Raw genomic sequence first — 20444 nt, 5'->3', positions numbered from 1 at the left:
TACCCCATGTCCGAACCCGTGCGCCTGTCCAAACGCCTCATCGAGCAGCTTGGTTGCTCCCGCCGCGAGGCCGAGCTGTATATCGAAGGAGGCTGGGTCACGGTCGATGGCGTGGTGGTCGAGCAACCCCAGTTCAAGGTCGACGGCCAGCGAGTCGAACTGCTGCCGGGGGCACGCGCCGAGGCACTGGACCCGGTCACCCTGCTGATGCACCAAGCGGCTGGGGTCGACAGCGAAACCGCCCGTACCGCTATCAACATGGGCAACCTCAGCGAGGCCCACCGCGAAGGCGTACGGCCGTTGCACGGGCATTTTGCCCGGTTGTCCTGCCTGGCTCCGCTGGAGCGTGGTGCCAGCGGCCTGCAGGTGTTCACCCAGGACTGGCGGGTTACCCGCAAGATCGACGCCGACCTGCGTCGCATGGAGCAGGAATACATCATTGAAGTGCGCGGTGAAACCACGCCCCAGGCCTTGGAGCGCCTGGCGCGCGGTGCTACGCGCAATGACCGGGAGCTGCCCAAGGCCAAGGCCAGCTGGCAGAACGAGACCCACCTGCGCCTGGTCGTGAAAAACCCGCAACCCGGGCAGATCGCCGAGCTGTGTGCCTACCTGCGCCTGGAAGTGCTGGGCATGCGCCGCATTCGCCTGGGGGGGGTGTCGATGGGCAAGCTGCCCGTGGGGCAGTGGCGTTACCTGGCAGCCACCGAACGTTTCTAAGCAATGCGCCGCGCCCCGGCGTGGCTACTGAACAGGATTTTGCAGCAATGAACCACAACGATGTCCTGCGCAGCCTGCGCTACATGCTCAAGGTGAACGACGCCAAGATGGCCGAAATCATCGCGCTGTCCGGCCTCGAAGTTAACCCGATCGTGCTCGCTACCTACTTGAAGAAGGAAGACGAAGCCGGTTTCGTGCGCTGCCCGGAGCGGGTCATGGCGCACTTCCTGGACGGCCTGGTAATCCATCGCCGTGGCAAGGACGACAGCCGCCCACCGCAGCCGGTGGAGTTGCCGGTAACCAACAACACCATCCTGAAAAAGCTGCGGGTAGCCTTCGAACTCAAGGAGGAAGACCTGCACGCCATCCTCAAGGCGGTCAATTTCCCGGTGTCCAAGCCCGAGCTCAGCGCGCTGTTCCGCAAGGTCGGGCATGACAACTACCGGCCGTGCGGCGACCAGCTGCTGCGCAATTTCCTCAAGGGCCTGACCCTGCGCGTGCGCGGCTGAGTGGCCATGCAGCATACAGTTGCACCGGTCGGCATCGTCCGCTCCTGCTTCAAGGAAAAGTTCGCCATCCCGCGCCAGCCCCAGCTGGCGCCAGCCGCACGCGGGGTGCTGGAGCTGCTGCCGCCGTTCGATCAGGGCGATGCGGTAGCCGGGCTGGAGCAGGTCAGCCATGTCTGGCTGCTGTTCCTGTTCCACCAGGCACTGGAAGACAAGCCACGCCTGAAAGTGCGCCCGCCGCGCCTGGGTGGCAACAAGAGCATGGGCGTGTTCGCCACCCGCGCCACCCACCGCCCCAACGGCATCGGCCAGTCGGTGGTGCGCCTGGAGGGCGTGGAGCCGGGGCGCCTGTTGCTGTCAGGCATCGACCTGCTGGACGGTACGCCGGTGCTGGATATCAAACCCTATGTGCCTTACGCCGACAGCGTGGCCGGGGCGAGCAACCTGATGGCCAGTGATGCACCGGTCGCGATTGCCGTTGGCTGGAGCGACACTGCCCTACCCCAGGCCCATGAGCATGGGCTGCGGCTTGGCGAGCCGTTGGTGGAACTGATCGAGCAATGCCTGGCACAGGATCCGCGCCCGGCCTATCAGGTGCCACCGCCGGAGCGGGTGTACGGGGTGAAGTTCTGGGACGTGCAGGTCCGCTGGCACTACCCGCAACCGGATCAGATCCAGGTGCTGGAAGTCGTTCGGGAAAATTGAACATTGCCACCTTGCAGGCATAAAAAACGCAGACCCGGGTCTGCGTTTTTTCGTTGCCGTGTTCGTCTTACTTCTCGACGAAGGCACGCTCGATCAGGTAGTCACCCGGTTCGCGCATACGTGGGGAGACCTTCAGGCCGAAGCTGTCGAGCACTTCGCTGGTCTCGTCAAGCATGCTCGGGCTGCCGCAGATCATCGCGCGGTCGTCCTCTGGGTTGATCGGTGGCAGGCCGATATCGCTGAACAGCTTGCCACTGCGCATCAGGTCGGTCAGGCGGCCCTGGTTTTCGAACGGCTCGCGGGTCACGGTCGGGTAGTAGATCAGCTTGTCACGGACCGACTCACCGAAGAACTCGTTCTGCGGCAGGTGCTCGGTGATGAACTCGCGGTAGGCCACTTCGTTGACGTAACGCACACCGTGAACCAGGATCACTTTTTCAAAGCGCTCGTAGGTTTCCGGGTCCTGGATGACGCTCATGAACGGCGCCAGGCCAGTGCCAGTGCTCAGCAGGTACAGGTGCTTGCCCGGTTTCAGGTCGTCGAGGACCAGGGTACCGGTTGGCTTCTTGCTGATGATGATCTCGTCGCCTTCCTTCAGGTGCTGCAGCTGCGAGGTCAGCGGGCCGTCCGGGACCTTGATGCTGAAGAACTCCAGGTGCTCTTCCCAGTTCGGCGAAGCGATGGAATAGGCGCGCATGAGCGGACGGCCATTGTCCTGTTGCAGGCCGATCATCACGAACTGACCGTTCTCGAAGCGCAGGCCCGGGTCGCGGGTGCACTTGAAGCTGAACAGGGTGTCGTTCCAGTGATGCACACTGAGGACACGTTCGTGGTTCATGTTGCTCATCTAAGGGGCTCCTGAAGAAAAACGCAGCGCGCAAGACGCGCAGTTGCGCGATAGTTTAGGGGCAGCCACAATATCTGTTAACTGAATTATCAAGATATGTGTTATCGGTTATATAGATATGCGATTTACACTTCGTCAGCTGCAGGTATTCGTCGCCGTGGCCCAGCACCAGAGTGTGTCGCGGGCGGCCAGCGTGCTCGCGCTTTCACAATCGGCGGCGAGCACCTCCATAACCGAACTTGAGCGGCAATCGAGCTGCCAGCTGTTCGACCGCGCCGGCAAGCGCCTGGCCCTCAATGCCTTGGGCCATCAGTTGCTGCCCCAGGCCGTTGCCCTGCTTGACCAGGCCAAGGAAATCGAAGACCTGCTCAATGGCAAGTCCGGTTTCGGCTCGCTGGCGGTCGGCGCAACGCTGACCATCGGTAACTACCTCGCCACCCTGCTGATCGGCAGCTTCATGCAGGTCCACCCGGAGAGCCAGGTGAAACTGCATGTGCAGAACACCGCGCATATCGTGCACCAGGTCGCGCAATACGAAATTGATCTAGGTCTGATCGAAGGTGACTGCAACCACCCGGACCTGGAAGTGCAGCCGTGGGTCGAAGACGAACTGGTGGTGTTCTGCGCCCCGCAACATCCACTGGCCAAGGCCGGTCGCGCCGATGTCGAAGCCCTGTCGCAGGAAGCCTGGATCCTGCGCGAGCAGGGTTCTGGCACACGCCTGACCTTTGACCAGTCCATGCGTCATCACCGCACCAGCCTGAACATCCGCCTGGAGCTGGAACACACCGAGGCAATCAAGCGTGCCGTGGAGTCGGGCCTGGGTATCGGCTGCATTTCACGCCTGGCCCTGCGCGATGCCTTCCGCCGCGGCAGCCTGGTACCGGTCGAGACACCGGAGCTGGACCTGATGCGCCAGTTCTACTTCATCTGGCACAAGCAGAAATACCAGACCTCGGCGATGCGTGAGTTCCTGGAGTTGTGCCGCAACTTCACTGCGGGCTTTACCCGCAGTGATGAGATCGTCTTGCCGCCGATCGCTTAAAGCAGAATCACACCCCATACCAGCGCAACCATGGTCAGCGCCACCAGCTGCGCGGCGCTGCCCATGTCCTTGGCGTTCTTCGACAACGGGTGGCGCTCCAGCGAGATCCGATCGATGGCCGCTTCCACTGCCGAGTTGAACAGCTCGACGATCAGGCCAAGCAAGCACACGGCGATCATGATTGCCCGCTCCGCACGGCTGACCGGCAGCCAGAAAGCGATCGGGATCAGCAACACGTTGAGCAGTACCAGCTGGCGGAAGGCAGCCTCACCCTTGAAGGCGGCGCGCAAACCGTCCAGCGAGTAGCCGGCAGCGTTAAAGATGCGTTTCAGGCCGGTCTGGCCTTTGAATGGCGATGGGGTCATGTGAGTCACTTCACAACAGAAAGGCCAGCAGACTAGTGCGGCACGGGTCAAAAAAGCGTGAATCCAGACGCCGTCAGCTACTGGCAACCGATTCAAGTTGTTGCAGCAACAGCGCCGCCTGGGTGCGGGTGCGTACGCCCAGCTTACGGAAGATAGCCGTTACATGGGCCTTGATGGTCGCTTCCGACACACTCAGCTCATAGGCGATCTGTTTGTTCAGCAAACCCTCACAGACCATGGTCAGCACGCGGAACTGCTGGGGGGTGAGGCTGGCCAGGCCTTCGCTGGCGGCCTTGGCTTCGGCCGAGACATCGACCTTTTCGAAGGCTTGCGGTGGCCACCAGACGTCGCCATCGAGCACTTTCCTCACGGCATCCTGAATGACTTCAAGGCCGCTGGACTTCGGAATGAAGCCGCTGGCACCGAACTCGCGGGACTTGACCACCACTGCGGCCTCCTCCTGCGCCGAGACCATCACCACTGGAATCTGCGGGTACTGGCCGCGGAGCAGGACCAGCCCGGAGAAGCCATAGGCGCCCGGCATGTTCAAGTCCAGCAGGACCAGGTCCCAGTCGGCTTTTTCGCTCAGGCGAGTTTCCAGTTCGGCGATGCTCGCCACTTCAACCAGGCGCACGTCAGCGCCCAGGCCGAGGGTGACGGCCTGGCGCAGAGCGCTGCGAAACAGCGGGTGGTCATCGGCAATCAGGATTTCGTATGTGGCCATCGATCTATGGATCCTGTTCTGTGCCAGGCGCATGCGCGGTGGTGAAGCGCCTGGCGGGGAATCGGCGCCAAGGATGCCGAGCACGGCCGCAGGTGGTCAAGCCAACTACCCTGCCGTCTCGCCCACCCTGGCTGCCAGCCCCGTCATTATGAACCAAAGTGAGACGTATGCCCCTTGGACTATAGGAAGGTATGCAAACGCTGGTGGGTGTCATCCTGATCATCCAGCGGCAGGCGACGCTTGCCGCTGAGATAATGCAGGCTGAACACGTCCAGATAGGCATCCAGCGCCTGGGACGCCTGATTGTCACCTGCCAGGTCCAGGCACATGGCAGCCACTTCGGCAGTGCAGAAGTGGTCGTCGCGCTTGGACCGGCGCAGGCGATAGCGCGACATCTGCTCAGCTTGCAGGCTCAGCACCGGAAAGCGATCAAGATACGGGCTCTTGCGGAACATCTTGCGGGCTTCGGTCCAGGTGGCATCGAGCAGGATGAACAACGGGCGCTTGCCAGGTTCGCGCACGACCTCGCTGACCACCCGCTCCTGGGCGACGAATTCGCCGGGGAAGACGATATAAGGCTGCCACTGCGGGTCGTCGAGCAACGCCAGCAGGCGCTGGTCCACCGAGGTGCGCAGCCAGCCGAACGCGCAGGTGTCTTCGATCAGGTCGGCGATCAGCCAGCCGGTGTTGGTCGGTTTCAATGGCTCGGTGTCATGCATGATCAGACACACGCCGGAATCGGCCTGCACCTTGGGCTTCCACGCACACAGGCAGTGGGTGGCGATCACCCGGCAATCGGGGCAACGCTCGGCGCGTGAACCACGGGCAATGAATGGTTTGTTGCTACGCGCCAGGCGTTCGGCACGCAGGCGTGCTACCGCGTGGCTCATGCTGGCAAGCCTGTGGACGGGTTGTGACTGGACACTGCAGGGACTCGAAAGAAACAAAGCGCCAGTCTACCAGAGCAGGCGCCATTTGGCCGTGCAGCGAAGCCAGCCGGTCCCTTATAATCGGCGACATTGGCCACCGTGAATTTGTCTGCGATGCAGCGGGTTTCATGGAACGCCCGCCGCCGGCGCATGTCAAAGCGCCAGTTATCGAACCAGGAGAGATCCATGCTGCGTCTTATCGTCCCGACCCTGAGCCTGTTGCTCACCCTGCCACTGGCAGCCCAGGCTGCCTCCAAGCAGGAGTTCGAGCTGAACAAGCTGCTGCAGAAGGTCGCCACGGAAAGCAGTGTCGGCACCCCACGCGCCATCAACGAAGACATTCTCGATCAGGGCTATACCGTTGAAGGCAAGGCGCTGGTCAACCACCTCAGCGTACGCGCCGAGCATGCCGCACGCATGCAGCAGAACCCGGCGCAAGTCCGCAGCCAACTGGGTGACAGCGTATGCCGCAACACTGGTTACCGTAACCTGATGTCAAAAGGTGCGGTGATGGTCTATCGCTTCACCGTGTACAAGACCAACCAGCCGGTCATGGACCAGGCCTTCGATGCTGCCAGTTGCACCGCTGGCAGCAAGAAGAAGTGACTAGATAACCCGCTCTCCCTCGGCGCGCCGCGGCTCTTCGTCGGCGCGCATCTCCGCCAGCAGCGCCTGCAGGTAGCGTGACTGGCACTCAAGTGCTGCCAGCCTGCGACGGCACTCCGCTTCCAGGCTCACATGGTGATCCTGGGCCGCATTTTCCAGCAGTTGATAGAGCTGCCGGTCTACCTCGATGACCAAGCGATGCATACGCCACCTCCTGCATCGACACGTTTCGCTTCTCCAGTTAACCAAACCCTCGCCAGGGCTGTTCGCAGGCCGACGAGTGGCCACGGAAATCGCGCCTGCACTACCCGGCGCAACGGTCTAGATTGATAGCGAAGCCCCAAAAAACGACATACTGGACTGACACCCCTGCACCACGGCCTTAAAGGCCTACTGCAATGCTCGGGATGCACACTCGAGTCACGGCAGCCAGCGACACACGTAGTGTCGCGGCCGAGCCACACCATCGGCCCGGTCAGAGGTTTTGCTGCAGAAGGAGACGTTGAATGCCTTACCAATCGAATGAACACCTGTTCAATCATTTCAAGGACCACGGCATCGACCTGAGCAAGATCGACCAGCAGTTGCAACTGGTCGCGCCGAACAGCCCCAACCTGCCGCTGTACCGCGACATGATGCTAACGGTCTTGCGCATGGCCCATGACGACAGTGACCGCTGGAGCGCCAAGATCACCTTGCAAGCCTTGCGCGAACTGGACCACTCCTTCCGCATGCTCCAGCGCTACCGGGGGCGACGCAAAGTCACGGTGTTCGGCTCGGCACGCACCCCCGTGGAACACCCGATGTACGCCCTGGCTCGCGAGCTGGGGGCAACCCTCGCCCGCTCCGAACTGATGGTCATTACCGGGGCCGGCGGCGGCATCATGGCGGCAGCCCATGAAGGCGCCGGCAGTGACCATAGCCTGGGTTTCAACATCACCCTGCCCTTCGAGCAGCATGCCAATGCCACGGTGGATGGCACCGACAAGCTGCTGCCCTTCCACTTCTTCTTCATTCGCAAGCTGTTCTTCGTCAAGGAAGCCGATGCACTGGTGCTCTGCCCCGGCGGCTTCGGCACCCTGGATGAGGCGCTTGAAGTGCTGACGCTGATCCAGACCGGCAAGAGTCCACTGGTGCCGGTGGTACTGCTGGACTCACCCGGTGGCACGTTCTGGCGTGATTGCCTGGCGTTCATCAGCCGCCAACTCGAAGAAAACCGCTACATCCTGCCCAGTGACCTGAAGCTGCTACGGCTGGTGTACAGCGCCGATGAGGCCGTGGAGGAAATCAACCAGTTCTATAGCAATTACCACTCCAGCCGCTGGCTGAAGAACCAGTTCGTGATTCGCATGCACCATCGGCTCAGCGAAGCGGCACTACATGACATACAGGAAGGGTTTGCCGACTTGCGCCTGAGTGGCCGGTATCACCAACACGCCGATAGCGGTGCCGAACATGAGGTGGGCAACTTCAGCCACCTGACGCGGCTGACGTTTGCCTTCAATGGCCGTGACCAGGGGCGCCTGCGGGAACTGGTCGATTTCATCAACTTGCCGGAAAACTGGGCCAAGCCGGAGCCTATGCATACCACCCAGCGGGCGCGGGAGGCGCTGAAGGTCAGCTGAATGGCAAATTTCGCAGTAACGCAAATGACCTCATCGCTGGCGTGCCGGCGATGAGGCCATTTGACTAGTAATCATCCAGATCCCGGCCACTGAGCAGCCGGCCGATCATGTCCATGGGGAAACCGCGGTAGGCAAGGAACCGTGTCTGCTGGGCTCGACTACGTGGATCCTGGGGGCGTTGCCCAGCGAATTTACGCTGCCAGGTATCCCGTAGCAGTGCTGCCCAATCCACGTCGCTTTCACGCAGGGCCTGCTCGATGTCACTTCGGTTCAGCCCGCGCTGACCAAGCTCCTCGCGAATACGCGCAGGACCATAGCCGGCACCGGAACGGTATCGGATGAAACTCTCGAGATAACGGGCTTCGCTAAGCAGCCCTTCTTCGGCGAGCCGATCGAGCGCAGGCTCGATCAGTTCATCCGGGGCACCGCGCTGACGCAACTTGCGCGTCAGCTCGACGCGACCATGCTCGCGTCGTGCGAGCAGGTCCATGGCTGTCCGCCTGACGGCGACGGGGGTGTCGAGTACGGCGGACATACCAGCAACTATCAATAACCGGCGTCGGCGTCAGCCATGTCGTCGGCATCGGCTTCAGCGGCAGCAGCCTTGCCAGCTTCGGCAACGGCACCGGCCTTGAGCAGCTTCTCGCGAATCTGCTTCTCGATCTCGGCACCAATAGCCGGGTTCTCTTGCAGGTACTTGGCTGCGTTGGCCTTGCCCTGGCCGATCTTGTTGCCTTGGTAGGCGTACCACGCGCCGGACTTCTCCACCAGGCCCTGGGAAACACCCAGGTCGATGATTTCGCCGTTGCGGTAGATACCCTTGCCGTAAAGGATCTGGAACTCGGCCTGACGGAACGGAGGCGAGACCTTGTTCTTGACGATCTTGACGCGGGTTTCGCTGCCGACCACTTCGTCGCCCTCCTTGACCGCGCCGGTACGGCGGATGTCCAGGCGCACCGAGGCGTAGAACTTCAGGGCGTTACCACCAGTGGTGGTTTCCGGGCTGCCGAACATCACGCCGATCTTCATACGGATCTGGTTGATGAAGATGACCAGGCAGTTGGCGTTTTTGATGTTACCGGTGATCTTGCGCAGCGCCTGGGACATCAGACGGGCCTGCAGGCCAACGTGCATGTCGCCCATTTCGCCTTCGATCTCAGCCTTTGGCACCAGTGCCGCCACGGAGTCGACAATGATCACGTCGACGGCGTTGGAGCGCACCAGCATATCGGTGATTTCCAGGGCCTGTTCGCCGGTGTCAGGCTGCGAGACCAGCAGGTCGTCGACGTTGACGCCCAGCTTGCCGGCGTATTCAGGATCGAGGGCGTGTTCGGCGTCGACGAAGGCGCAGGTTGCGCCGTTTTTCTGGGCTTCGGCGATGACCGACAAGGTCAGCGTGGTTTTACCCGAGGATTCTGGGCCGTAGATTTCGACAATACGGCCTTTTGGCAGACCGCCGATGCCGAGCGCGATGTCCAGGCCCAGAGAGCCGGTGGAAATAGCCGGGATACCTTGGCGCTCATGGTCGCCCATGCGCATGACCGCGCCTTTGCCGAATTGGCGTTCGATTTGACCCAGGGCCGCAGCCAAGGCGCGCTTCTTGTTGTCGTCCATTGAAATCCTCACGTGTTCGACTTGGCCCTGACGGCCGGAATACCTGTATAAGTAGCCAGTATTATTCCACAGGCAAGCGCCCGAGCAAACCCCTGTCGTCGATTTACTCGGCACCAAGCTGTAACAAGCCGTCTAACGCGGCGATCACCGTCTGTCGGCGCACCGCTTCGCGGTCGCCGTCGAAGTGCCGGCGCTCAGTAATGACGTGGTTGCCATCGGCCCAGGCCAGCCACACGGTCCCCACCGGTTTGGCCGGCGAACCGCCGTCCGGCCCGGCCACGCCACTGACGGCCACGGCAAAGCGAGCACCACTGGCGGCCTGGGCACCACGGACCATGGCTTCGACCACCTCCTGGCTGACCGCGCCAACCTCGCCGAACAGCGCTTCGGGCACGTTCAGCTGGCGGGTTTTCTGGGCATTGGAATAGGTCACGTAACCGGCCTCGAACCAGGCCGAGCTGCCGGGCACGCGGGTAATGGCCTCGGCGATGCCACCGCCGGTGCAGGATTCGGCGGTGGTCACTTGGGCCTGGAAGCGGCGCATGTGTTCGCCTAGACGTGTGGAGAGGGCGGTGATCGGGTCCATGAGGGGTCCTTGAGGGGCCTTGGGAGGAAGAGGACACCGTAGCATTTGGGACGGACGATGAGGATGTTCTTGATGTTCAGGGTTTGTTTGATCGGTGTCTTCTGGGTGTATGGCTTGAGGTTTTCAGCGCCTGTGAGACCGAGCGCCGCGCGGGCGGAGGGTGTCAGAAATTTTGTGTTCGGGCATAACATGAGTAAGAGGTGCATGTATGCCAACCAAAAAGAAACCCCTGCGTGACCTGCCCAAAATCCCCAAGGAGCTGCTGGAGCAGTTCGGTGAGGGCCTGATGACCGCAGAAGCTATCGAGGATGCCTCTGCGGCGTTCAAGAAGGCCTTGATCGAACGCGCTCTGCATGCCGAGCTTGGCCACCACCTGGGTTATCCGCCGGGCGCGCAGCGCCCGGAGGATGAAACCAACCAGCGCAACGGCAAAAGCGGCAAGACAGTGCTAACCGGCGATGGGCCTCTGCGCTTGGATATCCCTCGCGACCGTGACGGCAGCTTCTCGCCCATCCTGATCCCCAAACATGAGCGCCGTTACACTGGCTTCGACGACAAGATCATCGCCATGTACGCCCGTGGAATGACAGTCAGAGAGATCCGGGCCTTCCTGTCCGAGCAGTATGGAACCGACGTTTCACCCGACTTCATCAGCTCTGTGACAGACGAGGTCATGGACGAAATTGGCGCGTGGCAACAGCGGCCATTGGAGCCGATGTACCCGGTCATTTTCTTTGATGCGCTGCGGGTGAAGATTCGCGAAGAAGGCCTGGTGCGCAACAAGGCCATTTACTTGGCTTTGGGCGTTCTACCCGACGGGACGCGCGACATCCTGGGCATCTGGATCGAGAACACTGAGGGTGCGAAGTTCTGGATGAAGGTGTTCAACGATCTCAAGACACGTGGCGTCGAGGACGTGCTGATTGCCGTGACCGATGGCCTTAAAGGCATGCCAGAAGCCCTCAGCGCCGTGTTTCCAGAGACGACATTGCAGACGTGCATCGTGCATCTGATCCGCAACAGCCTGGACTACGCGGCCTGGGACAAACGGCGCGCACTGGCCAAGGAACTGAAACCGATTTACCAAGCCATCAATGCCGAAGCGGCTGAGCAAGCACTCGATGAGTTTGAGAGCGGGCCGTGGGGTGAGAAATATCCAACGGTGGTGGCTGCCTGGAGACGCGCCTGGGATCGCGTGATTCCATTCTTTGTCTTTCCGCCCGCCATCCGGAAGGTGATCTATACCACCAACGCGATCGAGAGCATCAACGCCCAGCTACGCAAGGTCATCAAGACCCGAGGGCATTTCCCGAATGATGACGCAGCGACCAAACTGATTTGGCTGGGATTGCGCAACATAACAGCCAATTGGGGAAAACCGGCCCATGATTGGAAAAGCGCGATGAATCAATTTGCGATTCTGTACGGAGATCGGTTCATCAGGCCAACCTGGTGAAGATCAGGGCCTGCCTGACGGCAGGCCGTTACCGGCCCGCACACAAAAAATCTGACACTTCCCGCGGGCGGCGCTCGGTCTCACAGGCGCTGAAAACCCCACGGCATGCACACCCTGCAACCGCTGAAAACCTCAAGCCCTGCACTAATGCACCCCGCTCACATCTCGTACAAAATCCTGGCACGCCCGCAACGCAATCAGCAGGAGTGCGCCCAGCCCCGTTGCAATCGACTCAACATAATACCTCTCGCGCCCGCGCCCAAAGTTTCAGGCGGCTTTCCAAACCATTTAGCCCACCATTGATACGGCGCGTGATGCGGTTGAACTCGCCCCGATCAGCCAAGGCATTGAGCCCATGTGAATGCCAGAACCAACCTGCCGACTCGCAGGCCCAGCGCGGCGTTTCGAGCAGCCGGGGCTGCGCCAGCAAACGCTCGTCGCCAAACAGCGCATGGCTGCAGGCCGCGTAATTGTCGCGCCCGGTAACCTGGATAAGGCCACGACCACGATACATCTGGCCATCGCCGTCTGCCTGCGGCGTATTGCCCAGGCGCAGCGCCAGACTGCCGGTGTCATAGCGGGCCAGGTAGCGGTCGCTACCCATTTCAGTCACGTAGCGGAACTCGCCAGACTCATGACCGACCTGGGCGATGAAAGCCGCCATACGCCTGGGCTTGTCAACTTCCCAGCGAGGCAACGCGACATTCAGTGCAGCAAGAAAAACCTCCGCGACGGGGCGAGCATTCGGCAAGATGTGTAGTAATTGCGATTCGTTGAGCATGCCTGCCACTCCTTCCTGATAGTACTCGTTGATGCATATTCACATTAGCGCTCGTCGGCTCGCGTACTGTCGCGCAAGCCCAGGCGCCGGATCGCCCAGCGCTCATACAGCCGCATGGCGACATCGGCACCACCTACCGCAGTCATGCAGCCAAACGCACTGGCCGCCCAAATCGAAAGGCCACCGGCATACAAAAGCATCACCGCCGACACGCCACAAACCATGCACGCTCCGGAACGCAGCACCAGCCGTCGCAGTAGCGCCCAGCCGGTGGCACCGGCCTTGTCGGCCCGCCACATCTCGCCGCACAAGCCGCCCAGCAATGCCAGGACGATTACCAGCCAGAGCGGCATCTCCAGTAACGCTTGATGCTCGATCGTCACTGCCCTGCCTCCTGTGTAGTTGCCAAGCCTCTGGGCAATCGAACCCACCCATCGGCGCCCGTGTAACAACCGTTTTCCATCCGGCTTGAGATACAGGCTATGCATTCATGCATATGCAGTCAATGCATTTATTCAAATATCTATGCATTTGCTTTATGCTGATATGCATGCAGGCCATGCGCGGCCTGCGTTGTAGGGATTTTCTGCAGGCGAAAAAAACCCGCCGAAGCGGGTTTTCTCGAATCGGGGGCCGTCAGCGAGCGTACATGCCCCACCAGAACACATGCCCGAGCAGGCTGATCTGCTCGTCCTGCATCTGCTGGAAGCTGTAGTCCTCGTCGGGGTGTTCGTCACGGTTGAAGCTGCGCAGGCGGATGCCGGTAGGCAGGCGGTAGACCTGCTTCACCCGCAGTTGGCCGTTATGGTTGATGGCGTAGAGGTCGCCATCGATGATATCGCCGATCGAGCATTTGCCGGTGTTCACGCCAACCGTCGCGCCATCGCGCAATACCGGCAGCATGCTGTTGCCACGCACGGTCACGCACTTGGCCTGGTCGAACTGCACACCATTGTGCCGCAGGCTGCGCTTGCCGAAACGCAGCCGCGCACGCTCGCTCTCTTCGATGACGAATCTTCCTGATCCTGCTGCCAATTCGACCTCGCGAAGGAAAGGTACCGACACCTCGTCATCCTCGACGGGTGTTTCATCGTCCCACAGGCTGATGTCGCTGAGGTCCGCATGGCCGTGGGCCGGCAGCGCAGTTTCGCGCGGCTCGCCAAGCTCGGCGCGACCGCGCAACTGCTCGGTGCTCACGCCGAAGTAGTCGGCGATCTTCGACACGTGCTTGTCGGAGGGGTCGACGATCTTGCCGCCGAGAATTCGCGACAAGGTGGATTGAGGGACGCCCGTGCGCCGGTACAGCTCCGTCGGAGACAGGCCGTGGCGGTCGAGCAGTTCTCTGAGTACGGTGGCTACATTGCGTTTTTGCATAGCTTGCATAATGCAGGCATGCGCCGGCAAATGCAATGCACCTGGCTGCGCGCGCATGCCCCATGGCCCGCGCCTGCATCTGCTTGAAAAAGCCTGTACCATTGCCGGTTTCACAATCGCCAACCAGATCACCCGCTGTAAGGCCCTGAATGTCTGATCTTTCCGCACACACCCCAATGATGCAGCAGTACTGGAAGCTGAAAAACCAGCACCCGGACCAGCTGATGTTCTACCGCATGGGCGACTTCTACGAAATCTTCTACGAAGATGCGAAGAAAGCCGCGAAACTGCTGGACATCACTCTGACCGCGCGCGGTCAGTCGGCCGGCCAGTCGATCCCCATGTGCGGGATTCCGTTCCATTCGCTGGAGGGCTACCTGGCCAAGCTGGTCAAGCTTGGCGAATCGGTGGTGATCTGCGAACAGATCGGCGACCCGGCCACCAGCAAGGGCCCGGTGGAACGCCAGGTGGTGCGCATCATCACCCCCGGCACGGTCAGTGACGAGGCCCTGCTCGACGAGCGCCGCGACAACCTGATCGCCGCCCTGCTCGGTGACGAACGCCTGTTCGGCCTGGCGGTGCTGGACATCACCAGCGGCAACTTCAGCGTGCAAGAGATCAAGGGCTGGGAAAACCTGCTGGCCGAACTCGAGCGCCTGAACCCGGTAGAGCTGCTGATCCCCGACGACTGGCCACGCGACCTGCCCGCCGAAAAGCGCCCGGGCGCCCGTCGCCGCGCGCCGTGGGACTTTGACCGCGATTCGGCGCGCAAGGCCCTGTGCCAGCAATTCGCGACCAAAGACCTGAAAGGCTTTGGCTGTGACAAGCTGACCCTGGCCATCGGCGCCGCCGGCTGCCTGCTGACCTACGCCAAGGAAACCCAGCGTACGGCCCTGCCGCACCTGCGCAGCCTGCGCCACGAGCGCCTCGACGACACGGTCATTCTGGATGGTGCCAGCCGCCGCAACCTGGAACTGGACATCAACCTGGCCGGCGGGCGCGACAACACCCTGCAATCGGTGATCGACCGCTGCCAGACCGCGATGGCCAGCCGCCTGCTGACCCGCTGGCTGAACCGCCCGCTGCGCGACCTCAAGGTGCTGCAGGCGCGCCAGGATTCGATCCGCTGCCTGCTGGACGGCTACCGCTTCGAAAAGCTGCAGCCACAACTCAAGGAAATCGGTGATATCGAGCGGATACTCGCCCGTATCGGCCTGCGCAATGCCCGCCCGCGCGACCTCGCGCGCCTGCGCGATGCCCTCGGTGCCCTGCCCGAGCTGCAGAACGCCATGAGCGAGCTGGAGGCTCCGCACCTGGCGCGCCTGGCCGCCATCACCGGGACCTACCCGGAGCTGGCAAGCCTGCTGGAGCGTGCAATCATCGACAACCCGCCAGCGGTGATTCGTGATGGCGGTGTGCTCAAGGCCGGCTACGACAGCGAGCTGGACGAGCTGCTGGCAATCAGTGAGAACGCCGGCCAGTTCCTGATCGACCTCGAAACCCGCGAAAAGGCCCGCACGGGCCTTGCCAACCTCAAGGTCGGCTACAACCGTGTGCATGGCTACTTCATCGAGCTGCCAACCAAGCAGGCCGAGCAGGCGCCGGGCGACTACATCCGCCGCCAGACCCTCAAGGGCGCCGAGCGCTTCATCACGCCCGAGCTCAAGGCCTTCGAGGACAAGGCGCTGTCGGCCAAGAGCCGCGCCCTGGCACGCGAGAAGATGCTCTACGACGCGCTGCTGGAAACCCTCATCAGCCACCTGGCACCGCTGCAGGACAGCGCCGCCGCGTTGGCTGAGATCGACGTGCTGAGCAACCTTGCCGAGCGTGCGCTGAACCTCGACCTGAACTGCCCGCGCTTCACTGACGAGCCATGCCTGCGCATCGAGCAAGGCCGCCACCCGGTGGTCGAGCAGGTACTGACCACGCCGTTCGTGGCCAACGACCTGGGCCTGGACAACAGCACGCGCATGCTGATCATCACCGGCCCGAACATGGGCGGTAAGTCCACCTACATGCGCCAGACCGCCCTGATCGTGCTGATGGCGCACATCGGCAGCTTCGTGCCGGCAGCCAGCTGCGAACTGTCGCTGGTCGACCGCATCTTCACCCGTATCGGCTCCAGCGACGACCTGGCCGGCGGGCGCTCGACCTTCATGGTCGAGATGAGCGAAACCGCCAATATCCTGCACAACGCCACCGACCGCAGCCTGGTGCTGATGGACGAAGTTGGCCGCGGCACCAGCACCTTCGACGGCCTGTCGCTGGCCTGGGCCGCCGCCGAGCGCCTGGCCCAGCTACGTGCCTACACCTTGTTCGCCACCCACTACTTCGAGCTGACCGTGCTGCCGGAGAGTGAACCGCTGGTGGCCAACGTGCACCTGAACGCTACCGAGCACAACGAGCGTATTGTCTTCCTGCACCATGTGCTGCCAGGCCCGGCCAGCCAGAGCTACGGCCTGGCCGTGGCGCAGCTGGCGGGCGTGCCGGCGCCAGTGATCCTGCGCGCACGCGAGCACCTGGGCCGGCTGGAAACCACCAGCCTGCCCCATGAAGCACCGGTCACGAAAAAGGCCAAGGACGAGCCGCACGTCCCGCACCAGAGCGACCTGTTCGCCAGCCTGCCACACCCGGCCATCGAGAAGCTGGGCAAGCTAGACCTGGATGACATGACCCCGCGTCAAGCTATCGAAACGCTATATCAACTAAAGAACCTGTTATAACGGCGCCCACTACAAGCTGGTAGAATCCGCCGCGGTTTGCTGGTGCTGCAGGTTATTAGCCTGGCCTGCAGCCACATGCCCGTAAACCGCGCGGCCCTGAGAGGAAGGGCCGCCGCCGTCGCCTGAGGAGAGAACTAGAAATGACCTTCGTCGTCACCGACAACTGCATCAAATGCAAATACACCGACTGCGTGGAAGTCTGTCCGGTGGACTGCTTCTACGAAGGCCCGAACTTCCTGGTGATTCACCCGGACGAGTGCATCGACTGTGCACTGTGCGAGCCTGAGTGCCCGGCCCAGGCGATCTTCTCGGAAGACGAGATCCCCGCAGGCATGGAAAACTTCATCGAGCTCAACGCCGAGCTGGCGGAAATCTGGCCGAACATCACCGAGCGTAAGGACGCCCTGCCCGACGCTGAAGAGTGGGACGGCAAGACCGGCAAGATCGCCGACCTGGAGCGCTAAGCGCCCAGACACGAAAAAGGCCCGCAACGGGCCTTTTTCATTTTCTACGGGCAAAAAAAAGGGGCGGTATGACCCGCCCACATTTTTTCCGTAGTCCCTGCTTGTCCCAAACATCGTCCTGATGAAATCGCTTCTTGCGATGTCCCTGGCCTTCTCCCTGAAAGCCTGTGCATGTCCGTGTGCACAGTTCGAATACTAGCGAGTTCCCTGAGCCAGGCAACTGCGAGATCTCTCAGAATGTTACTGGGGACACATTTCCACACAGCCAAAAATTACATATATTTCATATGGTTACGAATAAAGCAGTTCTGCAAACGGCTTTGATTTACTGGTAGTTACACAGATGGCTTACATAAAGAGTAAGCAAAGGCTTACACGCCGTGCATCAGGGGTAGCGCCTTACACAGATGTCGACTTCTGATTTCCAACCTCCTGTACCGGCCTCTTCGCGGGCAAGCCCGCTCCCACAGGGTCTGGACAGTTTTAAGTCTTGCACTTCCCTTGTGCGAGCGGGCTTGCCCGCGAAGAGGCCCGTTCACCGAAACCCTGGAAACAAAAACGCCCCGAGGTCATCGGGGCGCTTTGGATACCGTGAAGCAAGGCTTACTGGAACAGCGACTCGCTGGAAAGCCCGTTCTTCTCGAGGATTTCGCGCAGGCGCTTGAGCCCCTCAACCTGGATCTGCCGCACGCGTTCACGGGTCAGGCCGATCTCCAGGCCAACATCCTCCAACGTACTGCTTTCGTGCCCGCGCAGGCCAAAGCGGCGCACCACCACCTCGCGCTGCTTGTCGGTCAGTTCACCCAGCCACTGGTCGATGCTCTGCGAGAGGTCGTCATCCTGCAGCAGTTCGCACGGATCGGTCGGGCGATCATCGGTCAGGGTGTCGAGCAGGGTCTTGTCGGAATCCGGGCCGAGCGACACGTCCACCGAGGATACACGCTCGTTCAGGCCCAGCATGCGCTTGACCTCGGCGACCGGTTTTTCCAGCAGAGTGGCGATTTCTTCCGGCGACGGTTCGTGGTCGAGCTTCTGGGTCAGTTCCCGCGCAGCCCGCAGGTAGACGTTGAGCTCCTTGACCACGTGGATCGGCAGGCGAATGGTGCGGGTCTGATTCATGATCGCCCGCTCGATGGTCTGGCGGATCCACCAGGTCGCATAAGTCGAGAAGCGGAAACCGCGCTCCGGGTCGAATTTTTCCACCGCGCGGATCAACCCCAGGTTGCCCTCCTCGATCAGGTCGAGCAGCGAAAGGCCACGGTTGACGTAACGACGGGCAATTTTCACAACCAGGCGCAGGTTGCTTTCGATCATGCGTTTGCGGCCGGCAGGATCACCCTTTTGCGACAGGCGCGCAAAATGCACTTCCTCTTCCGGCGAAAGCAGAGGCGAGAATCCGATCTCGTTGAGATACAGCTGGGTAGCATCGAGCGCCCGGCTGTAATCGATGTACTTGTGCTGCTTGAGCGAAGAGCCTGATTTGGCCCTGGTCCGAACCGAAGGTACAGCAGGTTCGTCTGACACCACATCCGTTTCCAAAACGATGCCCGTCTCCATGAGGAGGACGTCATCGTCGATGTCAAACTCCGGCGCTTCTTTACTGAGAGCCATTGTTATAGTCCTTTGCTGAGTTCGAACTCAGACTCGTGCGGCGCCTGTCTCCTTGGCAACGCAGGAGCCTGTCCCCTCTACATCACAGGAACAGGCCGGGAACAACGATCAACGACGTGGCAGGAACTGGAGCGGATCGACGGGTTTGCCCTGACGGCGAATCTCGAAATGCAGCTTCACCCGATCAGTGCCCGTGGACCCCATTTCAGCAATCGACTGCCCTGCCTTGACCTGCTGCCCCTCCCGAACCAACAGCCTGCGGTTGTGACCGTAGGCACTGACGTAGGTGTCGCTGTGCTTGATGATGATCAGTTCGCCGTAGCCCCTCAAGCCACTCCCGGCGTAGACCACCGCACCATCAGACGCAGCAAAAACAGGCTGTCCCAAATCACCGGCGATATCAATGCCTTTATTCAAACTACCGTTTGAAGCAAATTTACCAATCAGCACGCCATTGGCTGGCCACGTCCAGCTGCCCACCGCCCGCTCTGCGGCGGGCACCGTGGTAACCACCGGGGTAGGCGTTGCGGGCGTTGTTGGCGTCGATTTTCCGCCATTTTGAGGCGGGGTTATAGGCGTTCCAGCAGGGCGACGAGTGACCGTTGTCCTGCTCGAGGAAGAAGGGCTGGAGACCACCGTGGTGCTGCTGCTGGACCCGCTGTTGAAACGGATCGCCTGGCCCGGGCGGATGGTGTACGGGGCGGCAATGCCGTTACGCGCGGCCAGTTCCTTGTAGTCCCAACCGTAGCGGAATGCGATGGAAAACAGCGTATCGCCAGGCTTGACGACGTACTGCCCGGAGGTCACTGCAGGTCGCTTGGGCGCAGCCGTGTTGCGGTCGACCACGCGAGCACCGCTGGAGCCTGTGCTGGAGCAACCTGTCAGCAGGGTGCCCATGGCCAGTGCAATCACCAGAAGCTTGAAACCCGACCGATCCTTGCGCTGCCGAATGACTGTGTGCCCCACCCGCGCTCCCCTCATGGTGCCGAAAAACGATAATACGATATGAAATGCAATATTGTTGCAATTATAACCAAGCCAGACGGCATTGGCAGAGCCCAGGCCCCGCCAGATAGACAGGGCCTTGCCGCAAGAATTCGTTGCTGCTGTAAATATTCCTGGCGGCTCAGGCCAGCGGACCGTTGAGCAGCGGCACGAAACGCACTGCCCCCAGTACCCGACGAGAGAAGCCGTGCTCTTCGCGCACGATCAGCATCAGCTGTTGCACCTCGCCGGCCGGGCCCACCGGTATCACCATCCGCCCTCCCGGTGCCAGCTGGTCGAGCAGCGCCTGCGGCACTTCAGGGGCCACCGCGGTGACGATGATGCCGTTGTAGGGCGCCAGCGCCTGCCAGCCGTCACAGCCGTCGCCCCAGCGGAACACCACATTGCGCAGGTTGAGCTCGACCAGGCGTTCCTTGGCCCGATCCTGCAGCACCTTGATCCGTTCCACCGAGAACACCCGCTCGACCAGCTGGGCGAGGATCGCGGTCTGGTAGCCGGAACCGGTGCCGATCTCCAGTACCTTGTCCAGCGGCCCCGCCTCCAGCAGCAGCTCGCTCATGTGCGCCACCATGAACGGCTGGGAGATGGTCTGGTTGTGCCCGATCGGCAGCGCCGTGTCTTCGTATGCACGGTGCGCCAGCGCCTCGTCGACGAACAGGTGGCGCGGGGTGCGGCGAATCACGTCAAGCACCTTGGCGTTCGACACGCCTTCCTCATAGAGGCGCTGGATCAGCCGCTCGCGGGTCCGCTGCGAAGTCATG

Annotated in this window: 23 protein-coding genes; 9 read left to right on the top strand and 14 right to left on the bottom strand. The window is 61.5% G+C overall.

The window, feature by feature from the left end:
* Positions 1 to 6: 6 nt before the first annotated feature.
* Genes OCX61_RS05895 through tsaA form a run of 3 tightly spaced genes read left to right on the top strand, consistent with a single transcriptional unit; the run spans position 7 to position 1928 of the window.
* Complete coding sequence (locus OCX61_RS05895; protein WP_261942988.1) at positions 7 to 717, top strand: rRNA pseudouridine synthase; 711 nt, start codon at positions 7 to 9, stop codon at positions 715 to 717.
* Between the two features lie 47 nt (positions 718 to 764).
* Positions 765 to 1226: a YehS family protein gene (locus tag OCX61_RS05890; RefSeq protein ID WP_085675653.1), complete on the top strand. Its 462-nt coding sequence runs from the start codon at positions 765 to 767 to the stop codon at positions 1224 to 1226.
* Between the two features lie 6 nt (positions 1227 to 1232).
* Entirely contained in the window at positions 1233 to 1928 is a 696-nt protein-coding gene (gene tsaA, locus OCX61_RS05885; RefSeq protein WP_261942987.1) for a tRNA (N6-threonylcarbamoyladenosine(37)-N6)-methyltransferase TrmO, read from the top strand.
* Between the two features lie 67 nt (positions 1929 to 1995).
* On the opposite strand, the gene fpr is transcribed toward tsaA, so the two are convergent.
* The gene (gene fpr, locus OCX61_RS05880; protein WP_079229370.1) at positions 1996 to 2775 is read right to left on the bottom strand and encodes a ferredoxin-NADP reductase; all 780 of its coding nucleotides are present in this window, start codon (positions 2773 to 2775) and stop codon (positions 1996 to 1998) included.
* Between the two features lie 118 nt (positions 2776 to 2893).
* On the opposite strand from fpr, the gene finR reads away from it, so the two are divergent.
* Positions 2894 to 3820: a LysR family transcriptional regulator FinR gene (finR, locus tag OCX61_RS05875; RefSeq protein WP_261942986.1), complete on the top strand. Its 927-nt coding sequence runs from the start codon at positions 2894 to 2896 to the stop codon at positions 3818 to 3820.
* On the opposite strand, the gene OCX61_RS05870 is transcribed toward finR, so the two are convergent.
* From OCX61_RS05870 to OCX61_RS05860, 3 genes are all read right to left on the bottom strand, one after another.
* A complete protein-coding gene (locus OCX61_RS05870; protein WP_085675649.1) occupies positions 3817 to 4185 on the bottom strand; it encodes a diacylglycerol kinase in 369 nt (122 codons plus the stop codon). The two genes, finR and OCX61_RS05870, sit on opposite strands and share 4 nt — an antisense overlap.
* A gap of 73 nt (positions 4186 to 4258) precedes the next feature.
* Complete coding sequence (gene erdR / locus OCX61_RS05865; RefSeq protein WP_159411748.1) at positions 4259 to 4909, bottom strand: response regulator transcription factor ErdR; 651 nt, start codon at positions 4907 to 4909, stop codon at positions 4259 to 4261.
* Positions 4910 to 5088: 179 nt separating this feature from the next.
* Positions 5089 to 5799: a tRNA-uridine aminocarboxypropyltransferase gene (locus OCX61_RS05860; protein ID WP_261942985.1), complete on the bottom strand. Its 711-nt coding sequence runs from the start codon at positions 5797 to 5799 to the stop codon at positions 5089 to 5091.
* Positions 5800 to 6024: 225 nt separating this feature from the next.
* On the opposite strand from OCX61_RS05860, the gene OCX61_RS05855 reads away from it, so the two are divergent.
* The gene (locus tag OCX61_RS05855) at positions 6025 to 6444 is read left to right on the top strand and encodes a quorum-sensing-regulated virulence factor family protein (protein ID WP_261942984.1); all 420 of its coding nucleotides are present in this window, start codon (positions 6025 to 6027) and stop codon (positions 6442 to 6444) included.
* Here OCX61_RS05855 and OCX61_RS05850 read toward each other — a convergent pair whose 3' ends face one another.
* Positions 6445 to 6648, bottom strand: coding sequence for a hypothetical protein (locus OCX61_RS05850; RefSeq protein ID WP_261942983.1), 204 nt, complete (start codon positions 6646 to 6648; stop codon positions 6445 to 6447).
* A 302-nt stretch (positions 6649 to 6950) separates the two neighbouring features.
* Here OCX61_RS05850 and OCX61_RS05845 point away from each other — a divergent pair, with 302 nt between their 5' ends.
* Positions 6951 to 8069, top strand: coding sequence for an LOG family protein (locus tag OCX61_RS05845; protein ID WP_261942982.1), 1119 nt, complete (start codon positions 6951 to 6953; stop codon positions 8067 to 8069).
* A gap of 64 nt (positions 8070 to 8133) precedes the next feature.
* Here the strand turns inward: OCX61_RS05845 and recX are convergent, their stop codons facing one another.
* From recX to OCX61_RS05830, 3 genes are all read right to left on the bottom strand, one after another.
* Complete coding sequence (gene recX, locus OCX61_RS05840) at positions 8134 to 8604, bottom strand: recombination regulator RecX (RefSeq protein WP_261942981.1); 471 nt, start codon at positions 8602 to 8604, stop codon at positions 8134 to 8136.
* 11 nt (positions 8605 to 8615) lie between these two features.
* A complete protein-coding gene (gene recA / locus OCX61_RS05835; protein ID WP_261942980.1) occupies positions 8616 to 9683 on the bottom strand; it encodes a recombinase RecA in 1068 nt (355 codons plus the stop codon).
* A 103-nt stretch (positions 9684 to 9786) separates the two neighbouring features.
* Complete coding sequence (locus tag OCX61_RS05830) at positions 9787 to 10269, bottom strand: CinA family protein (protein ID WP_261942979.1); 483 nt, start codon at positions 10267 to 10269, stop codon at positions 9787 to 9789.
* Between the two features lie 208 nt (positions 10270 to 10477).
* Between OCX61_RS05830 and OCX61_RS05825 the strand changes: the two genes are divergently transcribed.
* A complete protein-coding gene (locus tag OCX61_RS05825; RefSeq protein WP_261940477.1) occupies positions 10478 to 11725 on the top strand; it encodes an IS256 family transposase in 1248 nt (415 codons plus the stop codon).
* Positions 11726 to 11957: 232 nt separating this feature from the next.
* Here the strand turns inward: OCX61_RS05825 and OCX61_RS05820 are convergent, their stop codons facing one another.
* The 3 genes from OCX61_RS05820 to OCX61_RS05810 form a co-directional block, all read right to left on the bottom strand.
* Positions 11958 to 12506: a glycoside hydrolase family 19 protein gene (locus OCX61_RS05820; protein ID WP_261942978.1), complete on the bottom strand. Its 549-nt coding sequence runs from the start codon at positions 12504 to 12506 to the stop codon at positions 11958 to 11960.
* A 44-nt stretch (positions 12507 to 12550) separates the two neighbouring features.
* A complete protein-coding gene (locus OCX61_RS05815; RefSeq protein ID WP_261942977.1) occupies positions 12551 to 12889 on the bottom strand; it encodes a phage holin family protein in 339 nt (112 codons plus the stop codon).
* Positions 12890 to 13142: 253 nt separating this feature from the next.
* The gene (locus OCX61_RS05810) at positions 13143 to 13880 is read right to left on the bottom strand and encodes a LexA family transcriptional regulator (protein ID WP_261942976.1); all 738 of its coding nucleotides are present in this window, start codon (positions 13878 to 13880) and stop codon (positions 13143 to 13145) included.
* A gap of 149 nt (positions 13881 to 14029) precedes the next feature.
* Between OCX61_RS05810 and mutS the strand changes: the two genes are divergently transcribed.
* Positions 14030 to 16603 carry a DNA mismatch repair protein MutS gene (gene mutS, locus OCX61_RS05805; protein ID WP_261942975.1) on the top strand — a complete coding sequence of 858 codons (2574 nt, stop codon included), beginning with the start codon at positions 14030 to 14032 and terminating at the stop codon, positions 16601 to 16603.
* A 140-nt stretch (positions 16604 to 16743) separates the two neighbouring features.
* Positions 16744 to 17067, top strand: a complete 324-nt coding sequence (gene fdxA / locus OCX61_RS05800; protein ID WP_051097441.1) for a ferredoxin FdxA — start codon at positions 16744 to 16746, stop codon at positions 17065 to 17067.
* 603 nt (positions 17068 to 17670) lie between these two features.
* Here fdxA and rpoS read toward each other — a convergent pair.
* The 3 genes from rpoS to OCX61_RS05785 form a co-directional block, all read right to left on the bottom strand.
* Positions 17671 to 18678: an RNA polymerase sigma factor RpoS gene (gene rpoS, locus OCX61_RS05795; protein ID WP_016392283.1), complete on the bottom strand. Its 1008-nt coding sequence runs from the start codon at positions 18676 to 18678 to the stop codon at positions 17671 to 17673.
* A gap of 108 nt (positions 18679 to 18786) precedes the next feature.
* A complete protein-coding gene (locus tag OCX61_RS05790; protein WP_261942974.1) occupies positions 18787 to 19644 on the bottom strand; it encodes a peptidoglycan DD-metalloendopeptidase family protein in 858 nt (285 codons plus the stop codon).
* A 160-nt stretch (positions 19645 to 19804) separates the two neighbouring features.
* Positions 19805 to 20443, bottom strand: a complete 639-nt coding sequence (locus OCX61_RS05785; RefSeq protein WP_177326721.1) for a protein-L-isoaspartate(D-aspartate) O-methyltransferase — start codon at positions 20441 to 20443, stop codon at positions 19805 to 19807.
* Position 20444 lies beyond the last annotated feature (1 nt).

It is taken from the genome of Pseudomonas sp. LRP2-20, from assembly GCF_024349685.1.
Taxonomy (GTDB): Bacteria; Pseudomonadota; Gammaproteobacteria; order Pseudomonadales; family Pseudomonadaceae; genus Aquipseudomonas.
The sequence above is the reverse complement of the archived record's forward strand: the minus strand, read 5'-3'. Positions and strand labels throughout refer to the sequence as shown.

Bases quoted from the DNA above. Each gene is read 5' to 3' on its own strand.
- OCX61_RS05895 (WP_261942988.1), top strand. From the start codon at position 7: ATGTCCGAACCCGTGCGCCTGTCCAAACGCCTCATCGAGCAGCTTGGT.
- OCX61_RS05890 (WP_085675653.1), top strand. From the start codon at position 765: ATGAACCACAACGATGTCCTGCGCAGCCTGCGCTACATGCTCAAGGTG.
- tsaA (WP_261942987.1), top strand. From the start codon at position 1,233: ATGCAGCATACAGTTGCACCGGTCGGCATCGTCCGCTCCTGCTTCAAG.
- fpr (WP_079229370.1), bottom strand. From the start codon at position 2,775: ATGAGCAACATGAACCACGAACGTGTCCTCAGTGTGCATCACTGGAAC.
- finR (WP_261942986.1), top strand. From the start codon at position 2,894: ATGCGATTTACACTTCGTCAGCTGCAGGTATTCGTCGCCGTGGCCCAG.
- OCX61_RS05870 (WP_085675649.1), bottom strand. From the start codon at position 4,185: ATGACCCCATCGCCATTCAAAGGCCAGACCGGCCTGAAACGCATCTTT.
- erdR (WP_159411748.1), bottom strand. From the start codon at position 4,909: ATGGCCACATACGAAATCCTGATTGCCGATGACCACCCGCTGTTTCGC.
- OCX61_RS05860 (WP_261942985.1), bottom strand. From the start codon at position 5,799: ATGAGCCACGCGGTAGCACGCCTGCGTGCCGAACGCCTGGCGCGTAGC.
- OCX61_RS05855 (WP_261942984.1), top strand. From the start codon at position 6,025: ATGCTGCGTCTTATCGTCCCGACCCTGAGCCTGTTGCTCACCCTGCCA.
- OCX61_RS05850 (WP_261942983.1), bottom strand. From the start codon at position 6,648: ATGCATCGCTTGGTCATCGAGGTAGACCGGCAGCTCTATCAACTGCTG.
- OCX61_RS05845 (WP_261942982.1), top strand. From the start codon at position 6,951: ATGCCTTACCAATCGAATGAACACCTGTTCAATCATTTCAAGGACCAC.
- recX (WP_261942981.1), bottom strand. From the start codon at position 8,604: ATGTCCGCCGTACTCGACACCCCCGTCGCCGTCAGGCGGACAGCCATG.
- recA (WP_261942980.1), bottom strand. From the start codon at position 9,683: ATGGACGACAACAAGAAGCGCGCCTTGGCTGCGGCCCTGGGTCAAATC.
- OCX61_RS05830 (WP_261942979.1), bottom strand. From the start codon at position 10,269: ATGGACCCGATCACCGCCCTCTCCACACGTCTAGGCGAACACATGCGC.
- OCX61_RS05825 (WP_261940477.1), top strand. From the start codon at position 10,478: ATGCCAACCAAAAAGAAACCCCTGCGTGACCTGCCCAAAATCCCCAAG.
- OCX61_RS05820 (WP_261942978.1), bottom strand. From the start codon at position 12,506: ATGCTCAACGAATCGCAATTACTACACATCTTGCCGAATGCTCGCCCC.
- OCX61_RS05810 (WP_261942976.1), bottom strand. From the start codon at position 13,880: ATGCAAAAACGCAATGTAGCCACCGTACTCAGAGAACTGCTCGACCGC.
- mutS (WP_261942975.1), top strand. From the start codon at position 14,030: ATGTCTGATCTTTCCGCACACACCCCAATGATGCAGCAGTACTGGAAG.
- fdxA (WP_051097441.1), top strand. From the start codon at position 16,744: ATGACCTTCGTCGTCACCGACAACTGCATCAAATGCAAATACACCGAC.
- rpoS (WP_016392283.1), bottom strand. From the start codon at position 18,678: ATGGCTCTCAGTAAAGAAGCGCCGGAGTTTGACATCGACGATGACGTC.
- OCX61_RS05785 (WP_177326721.1), bottom strand. From the start codon at position 20,443: ATGACTTCGCAGCGGACCCGCGAGCGGCTGATCCAGCGCCTCTATGAG.